Annotated in this window: 12 protein-coding genes and 1 riboswitch; of the genes, 3 read left to right on the top strand and 9 right to left on the bottom strand. The window is 47.8% G+C overall.

Annotated elements, in window-relative coordinates:
• Nucleotides 1-13 precede the first annotated feature (13 nt).
• The 8 genes from HCG48_RS12475 to HCG48_RS12510 all read right to left on the bottom strand — a co-directional run bounded on the left by HCG48_RS12475 (nt 14) and on the right by HCG48_RS12510 (nt 9,367).
• A complete protein-coding gene (locus tag HCG48_RS12475; RefSeq protein WP_168571865.1) occupies nt 14-859 on the bottom strand; it encodes an ABC transporter permease in 846 nt (281 codons plus the stop codon).
• Between the two features lie 125 nt (nt 860-984).
• The gene (locus HCG48_RS12480) at nt 985-2,016 is read right to left on the bottom strand and encodes an ABC transporter substrate-binding protein (RefSeq protein WP_168569451.1); all 1,032 of its coding nucleotides are present in this window, start codon (nt 2,014-2,016) and stop codon (nt 985-987) included.
• 318 nt (nt 2,017-2,334) lie between these two features.
• The gene (hypB, locus tag HCG48_RS12485; RefSeq protein ID WP_168569452.1) at nt 2,335-3,054 is read right to left on the bottom strand and encodes a hydrogenase nickel incorporation protein HypB; all 720 of its coding nucleotides are present in this window, start codon (nt 3,052-3,054) and stop codon (nt 2,335-2,337) included.
• On the bottom strand, nt 3,038-3,436 hold the full coding sequence (hypA, locus tag HCG48_RS12490; protein ID WP_168569453.1) for a hydrogenase maturation nickel metallochaperone HypA: 399 nt from the start codon (nt 3,434-3,436) through the stop codon (nt 3,038-3,040). Before hypA ends, hypB begins: the two co-directional genes overlap by 17 nt.
• Before the next feature lie 3 nt (nt 3,437-3,439).
• A complete protein-coding gene (gene speB, locus HCG48_RS12495; protein WP_168569454.1) occupies nt 3,440-4,624 on the bottom strand; it encodes an agmatinase in 1,185 nt (394 codons plus the stop codon).
• Between the two features lie 125 nt (nt 4,625-4,749).
• Nucleotides 4,750-4,888: riboswitch (guanidine-I (ykkC/yxkD leader) on the bottom strand.
• Between the two features lie 465 nt (nt 4,889-5,353).
• Entirely contained in the window at nt 5,354-6,967 is a 1,614-nt protein-coding gene (locus HCG48_RS12500) for a mucoidy inhibitor MuiA family protein (RefSeq protein WP_246260050.1), read from the bottom strand.
• A complete protein-coding gene (locus tag HCG48_RS12505; protein WP_210437228.1) occupies nt 6,934-8,439 on the bottom strand; it encodes a hypothetical protein in 1,506 nt (501 codons plus the stop codon). The genes HCG48_RS12500 and HCG48_RS12505 overlap by 34 nt, the downstream gene beginning before the upstream one ends.
• Nucleotides 8,440-8,761: 322 nt before the next feature.
• A complete protein-coding gene (locus HCG48_RS12510; protein ID WP_168569456.1) occupies nt 8,762-9,367 on the bottom strand; it encodes a TetR/AcrR family transcriptional regulator in 606 nt (201 codons plus the stop codon).
• 232 nt (nt 9,368-9,599) lie between these two features.
• Here HCG48_RS12510 and HCG48_RS12515 point away from each other — a divergent pair, with 232 nt between their 5' ends.
• The 3 genes from HCG48_RS12515 to HCG48_RS12525 all read left to right on the top strand — a co-directional run bounded on the left by HCG48_RS12515 (nt 9,600) and on the right by HCG48_RS12525 (nt 14,049).
• Nucleotides 9,600-10,859: an HlyD family secretion protein gene (locus HCG48_RS12515; RefSeq protein ID WP_168569457.1), complete on the top strand. Its 1,260-nt coding sequence runs from the start codon at nt 9,600-9,602 to the stop codon at nt 10,857-10,859.
• Between the two features lie 111 nt (nt 10,860-10,970).
• The gene (locus HCG48_RS12520; RefSeq protein WP_168569458.1) at nt 10,971-12,905 is read left to right on the top strand and encodes an ATP-binding cassette domain-containing protein; all 1,935 of its coding nucleotides are present in this window, start codon (nt 10,971-10,973) and stop codon (nt 12,903-12,905) included.
• A 37-nt stretch (nt 12,906-12,942) separates the two neighbouring features.
• Entirely contained in the window at nt 12,943-14,049 is a 1,107-nt protein-coding gene (locus HCG48_RS12525) for an ABC transporter permease (RefSeq protein WP_168569459.1), read from the top strand.
• Nucleotides 14,050-14,158: 109 nt separating this feature from the next.
• Here the strand turns inward: HCG48_RS12525 and HCG48_RS12530 are convergent, their stop codons facing one another.
• Nucleotides 14,159-18,406 (bottom strand): MHYT domain-containing protein, encoded by a 4,248-nt coding sequence (locus tag HCG48_RS12530; protein ID WP_168569460.1) that lies wholly within the window; start codon nt 18,404-18,406, stop codon nt 14,159-14,161.
• Nucleotides 18,407-18,677 lie beyond the last annotated feature (271 nt).

Genomic DNA, 18,677 nt, shown 5'->3' on the forward strand with positions numbered 1-18,677 from the left:
ATCAAACACCAAATTAATTGGTCGCCCAACGACAAGATAATCTCAAAGCTAAACGGAATAATAAATCGATGGTCAATCCAATCAGTCCGATAACAATTAAACCCGCAAAAATTTCATCGGTTCTGAGAAAGCGTTGAGCGACGCTAATCCGCCGTCCCAAACCCTCCGTCGCCGCCACCAACTCGGCGACAATTACTAAATTCCAAGACGCCGCCATATTGACCCGCGCCGCATCAATAATACTCGGGGTAATGTAGGGGAAAATGACTTGCCAAAACACTTGTTTTCGTTCACCACCCAGGGTGTAAGAGGTTTCGATTAACTCTTTCGGAACGAATTTCACCGCATCCATAACCATTAAGGTGTTGAAGAATAAAGTACCGATAAAAATTAATAAAATTTTTGGCGCTTCTCCCAAGCCAAAATATAAAATAAGTAAGGGAATAAACGCTGGGGCTGGCATATAACGAACGATCCCGATAATCGGTTCGAGTAACGCCCGTAAACTGGCAAAAGTTCCCATTAAAGTTCCGAGGGGAATGGAAACGATCGCCGCTAAACTAAAGCCACTTAAAACTCGAAATAAACTCGCACCAATATCTTTAGGTAAATCCCCACTGACCCACAATTTGTAAATTGCTTGTAAAACTTGTCCGGGACTGGGTAAAAACAAAGGTTTGACTAAACCCGAAGTCGAGATCGTCCACCACAAAATAACGGGAATGGCGATCGACAAAACCATTAATTTCCACCGCAACTGTTCGGGGATATTCTCGCCAATTCTCCAAAAGACGCTCGGTTGGATAATTTTGGGAGAATTCGGCGGTTGTTCTTCGATAGGTTCCGCGCTTTTATTCATCACAATTAAATTGAACTTTTTTGAACTGGTCATTTAATCTTATTAAGTTTAAAAAATATTGATTTATTATTTATATTTTAGAGTTTGCGGGCAAGATGCCCGCATTCTAAATTTTCACTTGTTTCTTAAACTCCCGAGCCTAGGAGTTTATTTTTCGATTCTGCATAAGCTTTGACGAAGCGATCGTCAAAAATCTTACTCAAATCGGGCTGATTTTGTACGAAACCCGTTTCCATCAAAAAATCGGAGATTTGTTCGGCAGCGTAGGGTAAAGCGGTCATGTTTTCCCCCGGTTGAAATGCTTTTAAATTGTCTTCAATGGTGAAAATTTTTGTCCCCGCTTCGTATTGTTTATATTCTTCAACGCTGACCCCCGCTCGTTCCGCCATGATTTGATAAGATCGATCGGGATTGGTCTTAATAAATTCCAACGTATCAAACCAAGTGTTCACTAATGCTTGAACCGCTTCGGGCCGTTCGTTAATTAAACGGCGTGTAACGACTAAATGATCGGGAATGGCACCCGGAAAGTCTTTAGAACTGAATAATTCTTTACTTCCCGGACGTTCTAAGGCTTTAGTCGTGAAGGGCGCAAAGACACCGACCGCATCGACTTGTCCGGCAACAAAAGCGGCGGCGGCGGCTCCCGTTTCTAAGGGTTGAAAGTCGATATCTTCAGCGCTCAATCCTGCTTCTTTCAAGCCTAAAAGCAGAAGAAAATGATCGACGGTTCCTTCTTCAGCAGCTACTTTTTTCCCTTTCAAATCGGCGACGGTATTGATGCCTTCTCGAACGATGATTTTGTCATTTCCGGTGGAGTTATCGTTGACTAAAACAATCACTTGGTCGGATCCGGCAGCAACGGAACTAATGGTGTCGTTCAGGGTTTGGGTGTTGGCGTCGAGTTGTCCGGAAACGAGGGCATTGATTGAGTCGAGATAGCCGTCAAACCAGGTTAAATTAACGTCAATTTGATGGGCTGAAAATAATTGTTCGCTTTCGGCAATTCGCCAGGGAAACCAGCCGGGCCAGGCAGTATATCCCATGCGAATGGGGGTTGCACTTTGTCCACTCGGGTTGGATGGCGTACAACTGACGGTTACGATTAAACTCAGACAGAAGACGGCCAGATATGAAAATAAGGTGCGACGTTTCACGATCTTTCCTCGATCTGTTCTCGATCTTTACTCGATCTGTTTTCGATCTCTTGTCGATGCAAGTAATAGAAAAATAGAAAATCTTAAGAGCTGACGATCGCCTTCGTCCAATTCGCTCGCGGATGAATTCTTTTAGGCTTATCACGAGGGGCGATCGCGGATTTGTAACTAAAGATACCGATCGCGGCTTGTGGAGACAGAGGCGATCTAAACATTGCGAAAAGTTGGGCAGATTCTAGGGAATTTGAAGAAGAAAGGCGATCGCACTGAGGCGTTAACTTGCTCTTTCGCCAAAGGGCGATCGCCTGGCACCCCCAATCATGCAGAAACTGAATCAAAAAATTTATGTTTTACGCGAAATTGTGGCAATCCTAGCAGTTGCAGGCGAATCCAATTGAACCAAACATCTAAACCTTCCCCGGTTTTTGCGGATACGGGAATAATCGTGACATTTGGGTTCATTTGACGTACATTTGCGGCGATGCGATCGACATCGACCTCTAAATACGGTGCCAAATCTGTTTTGGTAATTAACAGACAATCCGCTTCTTGAAACATGATCGGATATTTAAGCGGTTTATCTTCCCCTTCGGTTACACTTAATAATGCAACTTTTGCGTGTTCGCCGATTTCAAACTCTGCCGGACAAACCAAGTTACCGACATTTTCAACTAAGACTAAATCGAATTCGGTCGGGTCGTAGTCCGCTACCAATTGATGCAGCCCTCCGGCGACCATTTTCGAGTCTAAATGACACGATCGCCCGGTGTTAATTGCAATTACGGGAACGCCGTATTGTTCTAGCCGTTCCGCATCTAAGCGGGTGGTCATATCCCCTTCAATTACTACAATTTTTAATTCGTCAGTGAGGGCGGCTAATGTTTTTTCTAATAACGCCGTTTTCCCCGCACCGGGACTGCTCATAACATTGAGACAAATCATTCCCCATTCGTCAAAATGTTCGCGATTGTGATCTGCACCATCTTGGTTGGCGTGCAGCAAATTTATGCCGAGGGCGGCGTCAAAGGTTTGATGCATAACTAACAGTTTCCTGGGGAGTTTCCTGAGTTAAAAAGCTATATTCTATTCGGTCGATTTTGAGTTCCCGTCCCGAACGAATATCCTCCATTGGCGAACCGCATTCGGGACAGCTATATTTCAACCCAATTTCCGGTCGATATTCGCGCTCGCAAGGATGACAAAAAGCAATTAAGGGAATTTCTTCGATCTGCAATTTTACCCCGTCTAAAAAGGTGCCGCGCGTTTGCACTTCAAAGGCAAATTGCAAACCGACTGGTTCGACACAAGTAAAATGACCGATAACTAAGTGCAAAGCTTCTATTTTGGGTTTTTGGGGTTGCGCTTCCCACCAGTCTTTTACGGTTAAAATTAAGGCTTTGGTCAGATCGGTTTCATGCACGACTCACCTCCAGTCCGAGAGAAATTCCGGTTGGGCTTTGGGATGGATATAAGCAGGTTTTTCTTGGCGAGGTAATTGTCCGGATAAAACTAAATGTGCCATCGTGTCGCAAATCACCCGAGTGGCCATCAACGAGGTCATGTCACTAATATCGTAAGGTGGCGAAACTTCGACGACTTCCAAGCCACAAACGGGCGCTTTTTGTACAATTTTTCCGAGTAAATAAAGGGCTTCTCGGGGGAGTAAACCGCCGGGTTCGGGCCAGCCCGTCCCGGGGACGAATCCAGCATCGATACAGTCGATATCGAAGCTGATATAAACGCAATCGGTTCCGTCTAATGCCCGTTCTAAAGCGAAGTCTACCGTCGAATCCAAACCGATTTCAGTAATATCTGTAACGGTGAGAATATTGGTTTGTCTTTCGCGACAAACTTTAACCCCTTGACGGGGAACTTGCCAGCCGCCAATCCCGAGTTGAACTAAGTTTTTAGCGGGGGCATTTTTAATATTATTGGCGTGAAACCACGGGCAGGTGTGCATCCGTTCGTCGAGGTCGGTTTCTTGGGTGTCGACGTGGCGATCGAAGTGAATAATTCCGACTTTGCGATCGCCTAAATGACGGCAAACTCCGCGCACGGTGGGATAGCCGATCGAGTGATCTCCCCCTAAAACAATGGGGAAGGCACCGGAACTAAAAATATGGGCAATTCCTTTAGAAATTTGATCGAAAGATTTCTCGTTATTGCCAGGAATCGTGAAGATATCGCCGAGATCGCACAGGGTAATTTGTTCGCGTAAATCGACGCCTAATTCAAAGTTGTAGGGGGTATAAAGAGCGGAAATTCTGCGAATTCCTTGTGGTCCGAATCGGGTTCCGGGACGATAGGTGGTTCCGGAATCGTGGGGAACGCCAACGATCGCGATATCGTAGTTGCCAACTTGACGAACGTCTTCGAGATATGGAGCTTTTAAAAAGGTGTTAATTCCGGCATAGTGGGGCAGTTCGCCACGGGAAAACGTGGGGATCGTGCGATCGCGGATACTCGCTGCTCCTTCCAGTCCGAATTCTAACCCTTGGGAAACTTCTTGTTGCCATCCAGTCAGGGGCAGGTGCTGTTCTTTTTCTAAAGCCCGACTGGCTTCGCTCGACTCATTTGGATGACGAAAGGTAGGCTGTTCTTCTGTCATGACTGCACCTGAAATAACCTGCTTTTATGCGGTGGGTTTATTCGGTCATTGCCCGCTCTCCAAATTTCCAAAAAACCGAAAAAATAAGAACCCGGGAGAGCGATAACGACCTTTTGCCGTTATTGTCCTCCCGGGCTTTTATCCCGCCGTGTAACCAACCCGTTTCTCCGCCTATGGAAACCGTATGATTGAAGGTTGGTTTGCTTCTCTCGGACCAGCCATTCAAATCTATTGACTTAAATCGGAACCCTAGAAGCTCGTTTGATTGTCGAGACTTAAAGTTCGATTGAATTGAGAACCGAGCTTTAAATTTCTCTATTACAAATAGCAATAGATTTCCTAAGGGAGTGTATCGAATGCTACCATTTGCAGGTTAATTTTTGAGAGCCGTTAAGAAATCAAAGGGGCAATTCGGCTAATTGCCAATACATCAGCCGCGTTTGGACTGAAAAATGCTTGTAACACTTCGCGACTTCGATCGCCCGTCGGAAAGCATTCGACGATCCCTCTTTTCTTAAAGTGAGATCGTGTTAGCAACAGGTCTGGAACGTCTAGCGGAACTCGATCTGAGGATATCTTATGAGCAAAAAGTCTACAAATGCTATAATTTTAGTCAAAAAACATCTCAAAACTGTTACTTACAAAGGATTAAACGGCTGCGATCGAAAGTTCGATCCCGAAAATGATAAAATAGGGATAGGACATTCATTTTTCTCAAGTTTCTCAAGATTAACTGAGAAAAGGTAAATTCTTAATTTCTGGAGCCGTTGAAATTTTAATCCCTAATTGCACTTTTCCTTGCGAATACGGTTCGAGCTGAAATGTCCAATGACAAAAGCCATTTTCATCCGGCTTAACGTTATCCGTAGTCCCATTCTCCATCACCTCAACTTTAATTTCTTCAAGTTCGGAAACGGGGACTCGTTCGGTAATTTTAATGGTTCTCGCTTCGGCGCCAATATTAGAAATAAATAACTCCGTTTTCAGAAGAGAAATATTCCATTTCGTCAGATGCTCTTGATGAGTGTTGTGTCTTTGTTTGCGTTGCAAACGGATATTTGCATCCGGTCCCCACCCCAACTCAAATCGTTCTCCCGGTGCAATAAAACCGATCGCCGTTTTGCCAACAAACTCCGTCGATCTCACTAAATCTACAGGACCCGCCAACAAGGGAAAAGCCGAACAATTCGTCTGAACTGTTTTTAAAAACACCTGACACGCCAATTCCGGCATCGCTACATATTCGACAATACCCGGCGTATCAAACGTAAATAGCGAGACGCGATAAGGTCGTCCGTCCGAGGGAACGGTCGCCTTTTGGGGCGATCGCAACGTCCTGACTTCCCCGCCATCTTCTACCCCCGGTAAGGTCACGGTTCCCGATGCCGTTCCCGAACCCAATCCCGGTTTCTGTACCACTTGTTCCCGAGTTTTAATTTCGATCTTTTCCTCTTTTGCGCGAACGGTTAAAATATCCTCTTCCAATAACGGTGGTTCGGTTCCCAACGAAGATCGCGCCGTAGAAAATACTAAATCTACATCCGTCCAATCTTCTCCCGTCCGTTGCCAAATGCACGCATCCGTGCGCATCGAAACTGAAGGATTTTCTCCTAACAAAAGATGCGCTTGGTGGTAAGGTCTCCATAAAGCATTGGGAACGACGTAATCGAGAGCAAGTTGATAATCTCCCGCTTCGCTAATGCTCAAATCGGCTTCGAGGGTCGCCATATAAACTAAATCCGGGCGGGATAAAGCGGCGAGACGATCGCAGAGTCTGTCAATTTCTTCTTTGAGTTCGACTTGTCCTTCAAAACTCTTTAAGATTTCCGATCGCAAATCTCGCATATTTTTAAATAAGGTTTGAAATTGCGATCGCCACGTTGCCGGTTCCAACTGTCCCCAGACCGCATCAACGGGGATTTCTCGCACCGCTTTTTCGAGCATCGTCTGCACCCGATTGTAGGTTAATTCCTGATGCTGGCGGTCTTCAGTTAACCACTCGAAGCGATCGATTGCCGATTGTAATTGTGCTTCTAAATTAGCCACGACTTCGGTCGCTTCAGTTTCGAGGCGATCGCGATCGCGAATCAGCATTTTGCGCCGGACGCGCACGTCATCGATGCGAGCTTCACCGAGGGCATTTTCGGGGCCTTGCAACCATTCTCCCCGTAACGACTTATCCGCCAGTACGGGGGCGACATTTTCCACCCGCACCCGCCACAAACCGGGGGTTAAGGTGAGTTGGGTCACTCGACGGATAGAAGCCCGGTCTTCCAAAACCGTTACGGTGGTGACGGGAGCCTCGGGAGTTAATTCGCCGACGATTTGGTTAGGGGATTGCATAGTGGACATGGCTTAAATTGGCGCTGCGATCGCGATCGTAACTCTTCTAACTCCTGTTGTAACTCCCCCGGCGATCGGGGCATCCAATTTTCACCGCGCCAACGGCGCAACATTTCGATCGCCTCTTCCCGCGATTGGCCCGTATTCGCCTCGTAGCGCCGCCAGAACGCATCCCACCAATAGGGCGGTTCTTGCTTGTCCCCCTCGTATTCTGTCGGGCGCCCGGTGTCTCCGTCCACCACCAAACTACCCACGTAATCCGCCTCCTCGTAAACCCGCGCGATTTGGTCGTGAATCGCTTCGATATCCTGCGCCGAAACCACCCCGTTACTCGTCGCCTTGTAAAACTGCACCGTCACCCGAATCGGAAAATCCGGGTGCCGTTCGATGTCCAACCCGTCAATCTCGGTAAATGGCCCTTCGACCGCTCCATGACCGATAACCGCCGCTTCCACATCGCCGCGCACGGCACTTTCTAGCATGATTCCGGCACTGGGAACTGCATCGTTATAGACCTCCCTCTCCATCGGATTTTTCTGCTTTAATGGTACTTGGATTAATAGCACCATGTTTAAGCCGCTCTCCCCTGCTGCTGCCGCGCTCTCAGAGGGTTCGGCGTTGCCATTTTCAGCCTCGAAATCGCTCGACCGTTGCCCCGTCAAGCTGGCACGCTCGCCGTTTTTATTGAAAAAGAGGCGCTGACCCCAGGTTCCACCCGCTTCAAACCCATCTCTCACATTGTCAATAATCGTGACGCTCGTTCCTTCTCGGGTGGCGAGAATGGTCAGCACTGCGGGATCCCCTTGATAGGATTGATAATTAAATAAAACCGGATTAAATTGGGCGATTTTTCCTTGTGGAATCGGTAAAAAACAGGCTTGAGCGCTGACGAGAACGTGGGTATCGCGATCGGCGAGTAACGATGTTTCTCGACCGCCCCAAGAATCGCCATCGCTGAGATATTTTCTAATATTTCCCAAAAATTCTCGTAGGGAAATGCGCTGGAGCGATCGCCCTTTTTCGTTACCGACTAATAAGAAAAAATCATCGGGAGAAAGATCCGCCGATCGATCTTCAAAATTAGGATAGCGAATCACGGGCATCAAACTTAATTCATAATCCTCTGTTATCGGATTGCGCTGTTGTACCTGAATGGTCATATCGCTAATATTCGGACCGACCGCCGAATTGTGATAGCGTCCTGTATCTTCCCAGGTTACGTTAACGATATCGAGTCCGTACTGTTGCGCCAAACGCCGTGCTTCCCGGTCGTACACCATCGACATTGTTTCTTGAATAACCTGTCTGTAATCTTCATAAGCTGTTTCCAGTTCCCGTTGTTCTATCGTTTCCATCTTATCTTTCCTTGTGGGGGAATTCTGCTCGTTTTTGGCCGATGCGCGATCGCCTGTCAGCAATCCGAACAAGGCCAACGGTAATAAAATTAACCCAGTCAACCATAATTTCTGCACGGTCTTTCTCCCTCCCTAGAGTCGAATGAGTTGGGCAATAACTGCTCAAATGTTTTCACTCCTAGGCTAATCCAATCCTGATGATTTGTCCGCTAAGTTTCAATTTTGGTAACAATGGCCAGTTGATAGGAAGTTGCGATCGCGATGTTCTCCATAACATTAGGTATAAATAGCGGCCTACATCGGAGTGAAACTCAGGATCTACCTCCACGATCTTATTAAACTCTAGAAAAACGGTAATTTTAGAGCAAAAAATCGGCGATCGCCTGTAAATACCCCACAATTCACAGGTGCAATTGTTCGGGGGAAGAATTTAATGGCATCAACTCGATTTTAAAACTAAGTTAATTAAACGCTCCACTAAGCGATCGCCGTCCATCGGCATCACCGTTTCCCCTTCCAAAACATTTTGCATTAATACAAACGATACCAAAGACCCCAAGAAAATCCGTGTCGTCGCTTCCGGATCGGGACAATTGAGTTCGCGATGACTCTCAAAGTATTGAGAAAGGGTGGCGATCGCCCGTTTTGGAATCGTCCCCACAAACTGGCGCGCCAATTCGGGAAAGCGCCCCGATTCGCCGATAACCAGGCGGATAAACGCAATATACTCTCGATCTTCGGCGATCGCGTGCAGTAAAGTATAAGCGATTTTGCGTAACACTCGTTCCGGTTCGCCAGCGAGCGGCAAAGCACCAAACACGATCTGAAAGCGATCGCGGGTGACGCGATCGATTAAAGCGGTAAATAGACCCTGTTTGTCCTGAAAATGGCTATAAATCGTTTGTTTTGAGACCCCCGCCGTTGCCGCCACCCGATCCATGCTCGTCCCGGCATAGCCGTGAGTGAGAAAAATTTGCATGGCGCCGTTTAAAATTTGCTCGCGCTTGTCGTGAGAGACATTAATTTCTGGTTGTTCAATCGGCATGGTTCTGTCCTCGATCCCGTGCTGTATGCGATCGATGTAGTTTTGCGAAGTTAACTTGACCCCTCGAACTAGACGGCTTACGATGAAACTCATCCGGACTAGACTAGACGGTCTAGTTTGATTTTACCCTCTCCCCGGCGATCGCCGTTCAATTTTTTATAGACCCCACCTCTGCGCTCCCCTATCGATCTCGTACATCTATCTAAAATCTCAAATCCTAGGAGGTGCTAGCATGAGTCACATTATTTCACACTTTAGGGCAACGGACGAGGCGAGCGATCTCTCGCACAAGCACCGTCCGCCAAAAATATTATTCTTTCTTCCTCTCCTAGCGATCGCCGGAGGGGTCGGCTGGTATGCTAAAACCGAATATTTTTCCACCCCTGCCGTCGAAGCTCTCACATTAAGCGGTCGGATCGAAGGCTACGAAACCGATATCGGCGCTAAAATCGGCGGTCGCGTCGAATGGGTCGCCGTTCGAGAAGGCGATCGCGTCGAAGCCGGGATGACTGTCGCCCGCCTCGACGACGACGAAATCCGGGCGCAAATGGAAGGGGCCAGCGCCCGCATCGCCAGCGCCGAACAACGGGAACTACAGGCGCGCTTGCAAGTGGAGGCGATCTCCACTCAAATCGAAGAAGCCGAACTCAACTGGCAACAAGCCCGGGACGACGCAAGTGGGCGGATTTACCAAGCCCAAGCCAACCTCGCCACCGCCGAAGCGCAACTCGCCCAAGCCCGAGCCCAAGTCAATCAAGCCGAATCCGAGTTGAAATTGGCGCGCAGCGATCGCGATCGGTTCGCGCCGTTACTCGCCGAAGGGGCGATCTCACAACAACAATTCGACCAAACCCAAGCCCGTTACGAAACCAGCCTCGCTACGGTAGACGCCCGACAGGCCGCCGTTGCCGCCGCCGAACGGCAAGTGAGAGCAACCCGAGGGGGGTTAGTGCAAGCCGAGACGGCCAGCCTCAATCCCGAGATCCGCCGCACTCAAATCGAACGCCTGCAAACCCAACTGGAACAGGCGCGATCGCAAGTCGAAGCGGCGCGATCGGAGATTGCCAACGCCCAAGCCGCCCGCCAAGAAATCGCCGCCCGGTTGAACGATTTATCCGTAGCCAGCCCGATCGCGGGGATCGTCACCGTTCGCAGTATAGAACCGGGTGAGGTCATTGCCCCGGGCAAAATGTTATTGACGGTCGTCGATTTAAACGATGTTTATTTACGCGGTTATCTTCCGGAAGGCCGCATCGGTGAAGTGCGCGTCGGACAACCCGCCCAAGTCTTTTTAGATTCGGCTCCCGATCGCCCGTTGGCGGCAACGGTTACGGCGATCGATAACGAGGCTTCTTTCACCCCAGAAAATATCTATTTTAAAGACGATCGCGTCAAGCAAGTCTTCGGTTTAAAATTAGGAATTGACAATCCAGAAGGTTTTGCCAAGCCGGGAATGCCTGCGGATGCCGAAATTATTCGAGAGGGAGATTGAGGAAACCACTTTGGAAACCTTAAAAAATCGAAAGTTAATGAGATTTCATCGATCGCTGGCCAATTATTTCATGATTTTAAAATCTTCGATCTCGATGAGTTTCAAATTTTTATGGACGAACAAAACTACGCGATCGCCGTTAAAGGATTGCGGAAATATTATGGTAACTTAGCCGCCGTTCGTGGCATCGATTTCGCGATCGCCCCCGGCGAAGTTTTTGGGTTAATCGGACCGGACGGAGCGGGAAAAACCACTACGTTTCAAATTTTGGCGGGTGTCATGGAACCCAGCGCGGGAGAGGTGCGAATTTTAGGAAAATTCCCCCGAGAAGCGCGGTTAAATATCGGCTATTTGACCCAAAAATTTTCCCTTTATGCGGATTTAAGTATAGAAGAAACTTTACGCTACAGCGCCCGCCTGCGACGAGTGAGCGATCGCACTTTCGCCGAGCGATCGCCGGAATTATTGCATTTAGTCGGCTTGGAAGCATTTACGGGACGGTTGGCGGGTCAATTGTCTGGGGGGATGAAACAGAAATTAGCCCTATGTTGTGCTTTAATAGCACAGCCTGACATTCTCCTGTTAGACGAGCCGACCACTGGAGTCGATCCGGTGTCCCGTCGGGAGTTTTGGGACTTGCTCGCCACGGTCGCCGATCGCGGCGTCACGGCGATCGCGGCGACGCCATACCTCGACGAAGCCGAACGCTGTCACCGGATCGCTTTGATGTACGACGGTGTTATCCAGCAAATGGGGAATTTGGCGCAATTGCGGCAAAGTCTCGGCCTCACTCGCATCGAACTCCGTGTGAAGCGATTGACAGAAAGTGAGAAAGCATTGCAAAGTGCGAACGCCGACGGCGCGATCGTGGACGTGCAATCTTTTGGCGATCGCCTCGATGTTTTAGTGAAGGACGGGGACAGGGGAGAACGGGAAATCCGCCAGCAGTGCGATCGCCACGGAATCGCCATTGACAGTTTGTATCGCGACGAACCGACCTTAGAAAACGTGTTCGTCACGCGATTGCGCCAACACGGATCGGATCCGCCCTTTGTCGCTTTTCCGCGCGATCGCCCGCCCCGTAACGGCGAAAGTCGCTGTAGTGCGATCTCCGCCCGCCATTTGCAAAAACGCTTTGGGGAGTTCGTCGCCGTTCGAGGGATCGACTTAGATATCGCTTACGGCGAGATTTACGGCTTGCTGGGGGCGAACGGCGCGGGAAAAACGACCACGATTAAAATGTTGTGCGGTTTGTTGCCCGCGACCTCCGGTGAGATGAGTCTGGCGGGGAAACAAAGTGACCTCAACAGCCCCCAAGTGCGATCGCGCCTCGGCTACATGAGCCAAAAATTTACCCTCTATGACGACTTGACGATCGCCCAAAATCTCGAATTTTACTGCGGCGTTTACGGCGTCCCGCGAAAACTGCGCCGCCAAAAAATCGAGTGGGTGCTCGAAACCTGCGGCTTGTTGGGGCGGGAACATACAATAACCGGAAGCCTTCCCGGCGGCTGGAAACAGCGCGTCGCCTTCGGTGCGTCGGTCATGCACGAGCCGGAAATTCTGTTTCTCGACGAACCGACTTCCGGGGTCGATCCCCTGGCGCGACGGCAATTTTGGCGATCGATCCGCGAATTCGCGCGCCAGGGAACGGCGGTACTGGTGACGACGCACTACCTCGAAGAAGCGCAAAATTGCAACCGTATGGGGTTTATGGTGGCCGGGGAATTGGTCGCACAAGGTTCGCCGAGCGAGATCGTCGCACAACAACCGGGACGGGCGATCGAATTGCGCGTCAGCCAGACTCAAGCCGCGTCGAACTTGCTCAAACAAAAGCTGGAACCTTGGCGGGTTTCGATTTTTGGCGATCGCCTCCACGTCGTTCTCGACGATCCCGAGCGCGATTTTTCCGAAGTGCGATCGCACTTAGAAGCCGCCGCCATTGCCGTGCGATCGCACCGTCCGATACCTTTTTCCTTGGAAGATGCGTTTATCGGTATCGTTCAACGCAACAGCAAGAGCGTTTCCAATGGATCTGTTGAATGAACATTAGCCTTTTCAATTTTATTTCAATCTAAAACCTATGCGACGCATTTTAGCTCAAGCTCAAAAAGAACTCGCCCAATTTTCCCGCGATCGCCTGACCGTTGCCTTGGCATTTTTGCTGCCTTTAGGAATGTTGTTAATTTATGGGTATGCGATTCGCTTGGAAACTAAAAATATTCCCTTAGTTTTTAAAGATTTTGACAATAGTTTTCTCAGTCGAACCTATATAGAGCGTATTTTTGCAACGCAACAATTTATTCCGGTTTCGGCTCCCGATCTCGGCGACCCGGTAGGGGCAATCGATCGAGACTTGGCCAAAGTAGCGATTATTATTCCTCCTGATTTCTCCCAAAAAATTAAAACAGGTAAAACTACAGAAGTTCAAGTTTTAGTGGATGGAACCGATGTGAATAATGCCCGAGTGATTCAAAATAGTATCCGCGCGACTACTAACTTTTTTTTACAAAGCACCGGGTTAATTCCCGAACTCAATTTAATTCAAACTCATACCCGTTTATGGTTCAATCCGGGACGTAAAGAATCCCTGTATATCGTTCCTGGAATTTATGGGGTAATTCTTTGGGTATTTCCTTCGATGTTGGCGTCAATTGCAATGGTTCGCGAAAAAGAACAGGGGACAATTTTACAAGTTTATGCCTCCGATTTAAGTTCTTTAGAATGGTTATTAGGAAAAGAAATTGCTTACGTTCTGGTCGGGATTGGCGAAGCGGCGATCGTGATGGGGGTGAGTGTTTTTTTATTCGATTTAAAATTAGCGGGAAACTCTTTAACTTTACTGGTGGGAACCGCCATATTTTTAATGGCGAGTGTTGCGTTTGGCTTGTTGGTTGGCGTGCGAGCGAGTAACCAGAATGCGGCGGTGCAGGGAACGGCGATCGGAGGATTTTTAACGTCGTTTTTATTATCGGGTTTTATTTATCCGATCGCCAATATTCCTTTTCCGTTGTCTTTACTTTCTAAGATTATTCCAGCCCGCTATTATATTATTCTGACCCGGGATGCCTTTTTACGGGGTACGGGGTGGGAGGGAGTCTGGTACGTTCCGATCGTTATTGCTGCAATTGGCTTGCTGTTATTTTTAATTGCGAATAAGGCGATTAAACGAATGCAATTACCCGATTGAAGATTCGATAATTATAGTTAACGATCGCCCTCTCATTTAAACTGCGAACCTTCTTAATGTTGAATTATAGTTTTAGTTTGGAGAGCGATCGCTATCCAGTGGATCGCAATTATAAAACCAGACGATTTTTCGGCCTCGAATCGATCGCGTGAATAATCAAGTCAAAGCGGAAATTGCTGACCCAATTGATTAAGACATTTTTGAGTTCGTGATTGGATTCTGGAATATCTTTTATTAATTCCTTAATCGAATCATCGCAGCATTTTAAAGCAGCTAGATTGAGGCGATCGATCCAAGCATCGGGCATTTTAGATAACAGTTGGCTAGCATTAACTTCTATCGGATTCAAAACTTCTACTGACTCGGAAGTAAATTTCGATGCTTCTCCTGCATAAAGGTAGACCACGCCTAAATATTTTGCCATTTTCTGAAACAAAACATATTCTTGAAAAGGTTTACTCAAAAAATCATCGCATCCACTCGATAACACCAGATCTCGCTGTTCTTCAAAGCTACTGGCTGTTAAGGCAATAATGACCGTCGATTGACCCCGTTCGTCGCTTTTAATGCGTCGAGTGGCTTCATACCCATCGACTACAGGCATTCGCATATCCATCCAAATTAAATGAGGTTGCCAATCTTGCCAAATGGCGATCGCCTCTTCCCCATTTGTGGCTTCGCGAACCTCGAACCCGATAGAGGTTAAAAGTTTGACGAGAAGCAAGCGATTTTCAAAGCGATCCTCGGCAACTAAAATGCGATAGTCCGGTTGATGGGGAGCCAGACCGATAATTTTAGGAGGGGTCACCTCTTCGATCGCCGAATTTGTTGCAACAGGCTTGACGCGAATATCAAAACTAAACGTCGTCCCGCGATTGAGGGTCGAAGAAACTGTCAGTTGACCGCCCATAAGTTCGACAAACTTTTTACTAATCGGTAACCCCAAACCCGTTCCTTCTTGAGATTTTTTACCTGTTTGAGTTTGCACGAACGGTTCAAATAAGCGATCGAGTTCTTCCGGGGCGATTCCCGGTCCAGTATCTGCAATTTCAAAAGTCAGCCAAATCTCGCCATCGTTGACAGAACGATCGCAATTCCTGAGATCGCGATCGCCATTAACTCCCACCTTCAAGCTGACTTGTCCTTCTTGGGTAAACTTGAGAGCATTCCCCAATAAATTAATCAAAACTTGGCGTAATTTGCTTTCATCGCTTTCAATATAGTGAGGAACTTCGGGAGATCGCTCGCAAACGAGATCTAATTGTTTCGATTGAGCTTTTAAGCCAAACATTTCTGCCAAACCATCGAGCAGATCGAATAAATCGAATTGACTTTCATTTAAGGTGATGCGACCCGACTCAATTTTTGACATTTCCAAAATGCTGTTAATCAGTTGAAGCAGATGCTCGCCTGCTCGATTAACAATAGAGAGATCTTCGACACTTTGCTGCGAAAGTGACGGGTCGTGACTGACGATCTGGCTAAACCCGAGAATAGCATTGAGTGGGGTTCGCAGTTCGTGGCTCATATTCGCTAAAAAGTCACTTTTGGCACGATTCGCCGCATCTGCACTTTCTTTTGCCATTTTCAATTCTTGAGCTTGTTGTTGCGTTTGCGCAAATAATTCGGCTTGTTGGATAGCCACTCCCAACTGTTCGGCAATTTGAACCACCATGCGAATTTCTACGCTTTTCCATTCCCGAGGTTTGGAGTTTTGATAGACCGCTAATAAACCCCAGAGTTGGCGACCGCAAAAAATCGGCGCGATCGTATAAGAGCGAGCTTGTAATTCTTCTAACAGCTCTAAATAACAGGGGTTAAACCCGGCTTTATAAATATCGGCAACCGTGCAATAACTATGTTTGTTGTGATAGATAGCGGCGGATGTTTTTTGCAGGTAAGTATCGCGAATCAAAGGAGAATCGCTATTTAATTTTTTGACGGCGCAATTATTTCGATTGACGCTAACTTTAGTCAAATTGGGATGTTCGTGGGCGTGGGGAACTAAAATATCCCACCCGGGGGCGACGGACTCGGAAACTAACTCGCCACTCCAATCGGAATTGAAACGATAAACGAGAATGCGATCGCATTCCAAGACTTGCCGTAATTCATTGGTGGTCGCTGCAAAAATATTTTGTAAATCTAAACTTTGCCGCATTCGTTGAATAACTTTAGCGATCGCCGCTTCCCGTTTTGCTGTTTCTTGTAAAGCAATTTGTGCTTGATATCGGGCTTGACCGATCGCGATAAATTCATTGACTAATGTCAACCATTGAATCTCCTCATGACTCCATAGTTTAGGATTAAAAATTGCATCGACTCCAATCGAACCGACGACCTGACCCGATTGCAAAAGGGGAACGACTAAACGAGCTTGAATGCTGCCGAGTTTTGCCGTTTCGTATTCGGCAATTTCCGCCGGAAACTCTAGGGGAACTTGAATGCTCTTTCCTTGTAATAATTGTTCGTCAATCCAGCGATTTTTACTGAATTCATACTGTTTAAAGCGATCGATCACTGGCTGAATGCCGCGATCGCACCACTCGTGACTCATATTGACGAAACCGTAGTTACGGTCATAACATAACAAATAAACGCGATCGCCCTCCAAAATTTCTCCAATTTTGGCGAGGGTAAATTGAATCGAATGTTCGATATTACTTTCATCGATAAATTTGCGAGAAATTTCCCCGATCGCCCGTTCCATCTTCGCTCGACTGCGGATCGACTGTTCGGCGAGGGTCCGTTCGAGTTCTGTCCCGGCTTTCGCTCCAAAAATCCTGAAAATTCTTTCTTTATTGGCATTTTTAACAATCGGATGGGTATCTACAACCGCCAAATTCCCGATAGTTTTACCATTAGAATCAACGAGGGGCATTCCCCAATAACTTTCCGCTTGCCAACTCGCTAAATGGAGATCGTCGGGAAACTGTTGACAAACCTGTTCTGAATAAAAACAATCGATTCCCTGACCGCTCGTTTCACAAGGAGTTCCGACCAAATCGTATTCAAAATTTTCGCCGATTTCTTCCCCATTCCAAACTGCTAAAGTTCGGGCTTTACCGGGAAGGCGATCGCTAAATTGAGAAACGAAAGCGTAACGAACTTGCAAAACTTGGGCTAAATAACGAACGCAGGCATTAAAAAACTCGTCTCGGGTCGCACAAGCGGTTCCCTCAACCATTAACTTCAATGCGACTTCGGCTTCTTTTGGTTGAGTAATATCGCTGAGGGTACAAACCACGCCCTCGACGGTTTCATCGGCGGTAATTTGTGGGTCGGCATTGACTAACAACCAACGCTGATGGTTACGGGTGGAATCTTCGACACGGACGATAATGTTATCGATCGATTGACGGCGAGCGATCGCTTGTTGTACGGGCAACTCGGACAACTTAAACGGCGTTCCATCTTCTTGCAAAAGGTGCCATCCTTCGCCGAACACTCGATTTTCAATGGCTGCTGAATTGAGGTTAAAGAAATTAAGCGCCGCGTGATTGGCGAGGTTGACTTTTCCATCGTCATCGATCAGAAAAACGCCGACTTGCATTTCCCGAATCAACATTTGAAAGCGCTTACGACTGTCTTCTAAAGCGGTTTCTCGCAATAATTGAGCGCTAAAGCGCTTGTTAAATAAAGAGGTTAATAAAGCAATTGATAAAATAAATAAACTGGCGATCGCGATTTCGACGGCGAGCCAAAAGCGATTGAGAACTGCCGTTGCTTCCAGTGGTAAATTGTCGCGGGGGATCCAATGGGTTGCCGCCATTCCGGTGTAGTGCATTCCGGCAATGGCGATCGCCATTAACAAGGCACTGCCGATTTTTTGCCAGATCGGGTCTCGGTCGTGACTGTCGGGGAGGCGAAACCCGAGCCACAAGGCGCCAAAAGACGCCCCGATCGCGATCGCTACGGAGAGCGCCAGCAACGGAAGATCGTACTTCATATACGCCGGAATTTGCATGGCGGCCATGCCGATATAGTGCATTCCGGCGATCGACAGACCCATGAACACTCCCCCAATAACGAGGAGAAAGCGATTGACCGAACGACTGAACAAGTAAAGGGCGATTCCGGAGGCGCCGATCGCGCTCAGCAAAGAATACAAAGTGAGGTATGCATTGTAGGTCACGCTAACTGGGAATTCTAAAGCGAGCATGGCGATGAAGTGCATCGACCAAATCCCCGTTCCCATTGCCGTAGCGCCCCCAAGCACCCACCAGAGGCGATCGCGGTCGAGGTTAGATTTCACCCGTCCGACAAAATCGAAAGCGCAATAAGAGGCGATCGCCGCGATCGCGAACGAAAGCAGAACTAAGCTGAAATTATAGTGTCCGATAAGTTCGGCGTGCATATCTTCTAGTCGAAACGATGGACTCTTTTAATATTCCCAACGATCGCCACTAACCGCGTAGCAAAAATATTTTTTGACAACAAAGTATCGAGAGGCGATCGGCAGATGATTCTACGGATCCCACCTAGTCATTTCCCTACCCGAAAAAGTGACAGAATGGAACGATTGAGGCTACTTTCGGGTTCAACTCCCAACCCTCTGTCTACACTTTTGAACGTCCCTCTAACAAGAGAGGACAAAATCGACGATCGCGCTTCCTCAACTCCTTATA

This window comes from Oxynema aestuarii AP17 (genome assembly GCF_012295525.1).
GTDB classification, from domain to species: Bacteria; Cyanobacteriota; Cyanobacteriia; order Cyanobacteriales; family Laspinemataceae; genus Oxynema; species Oxynema aestuarii.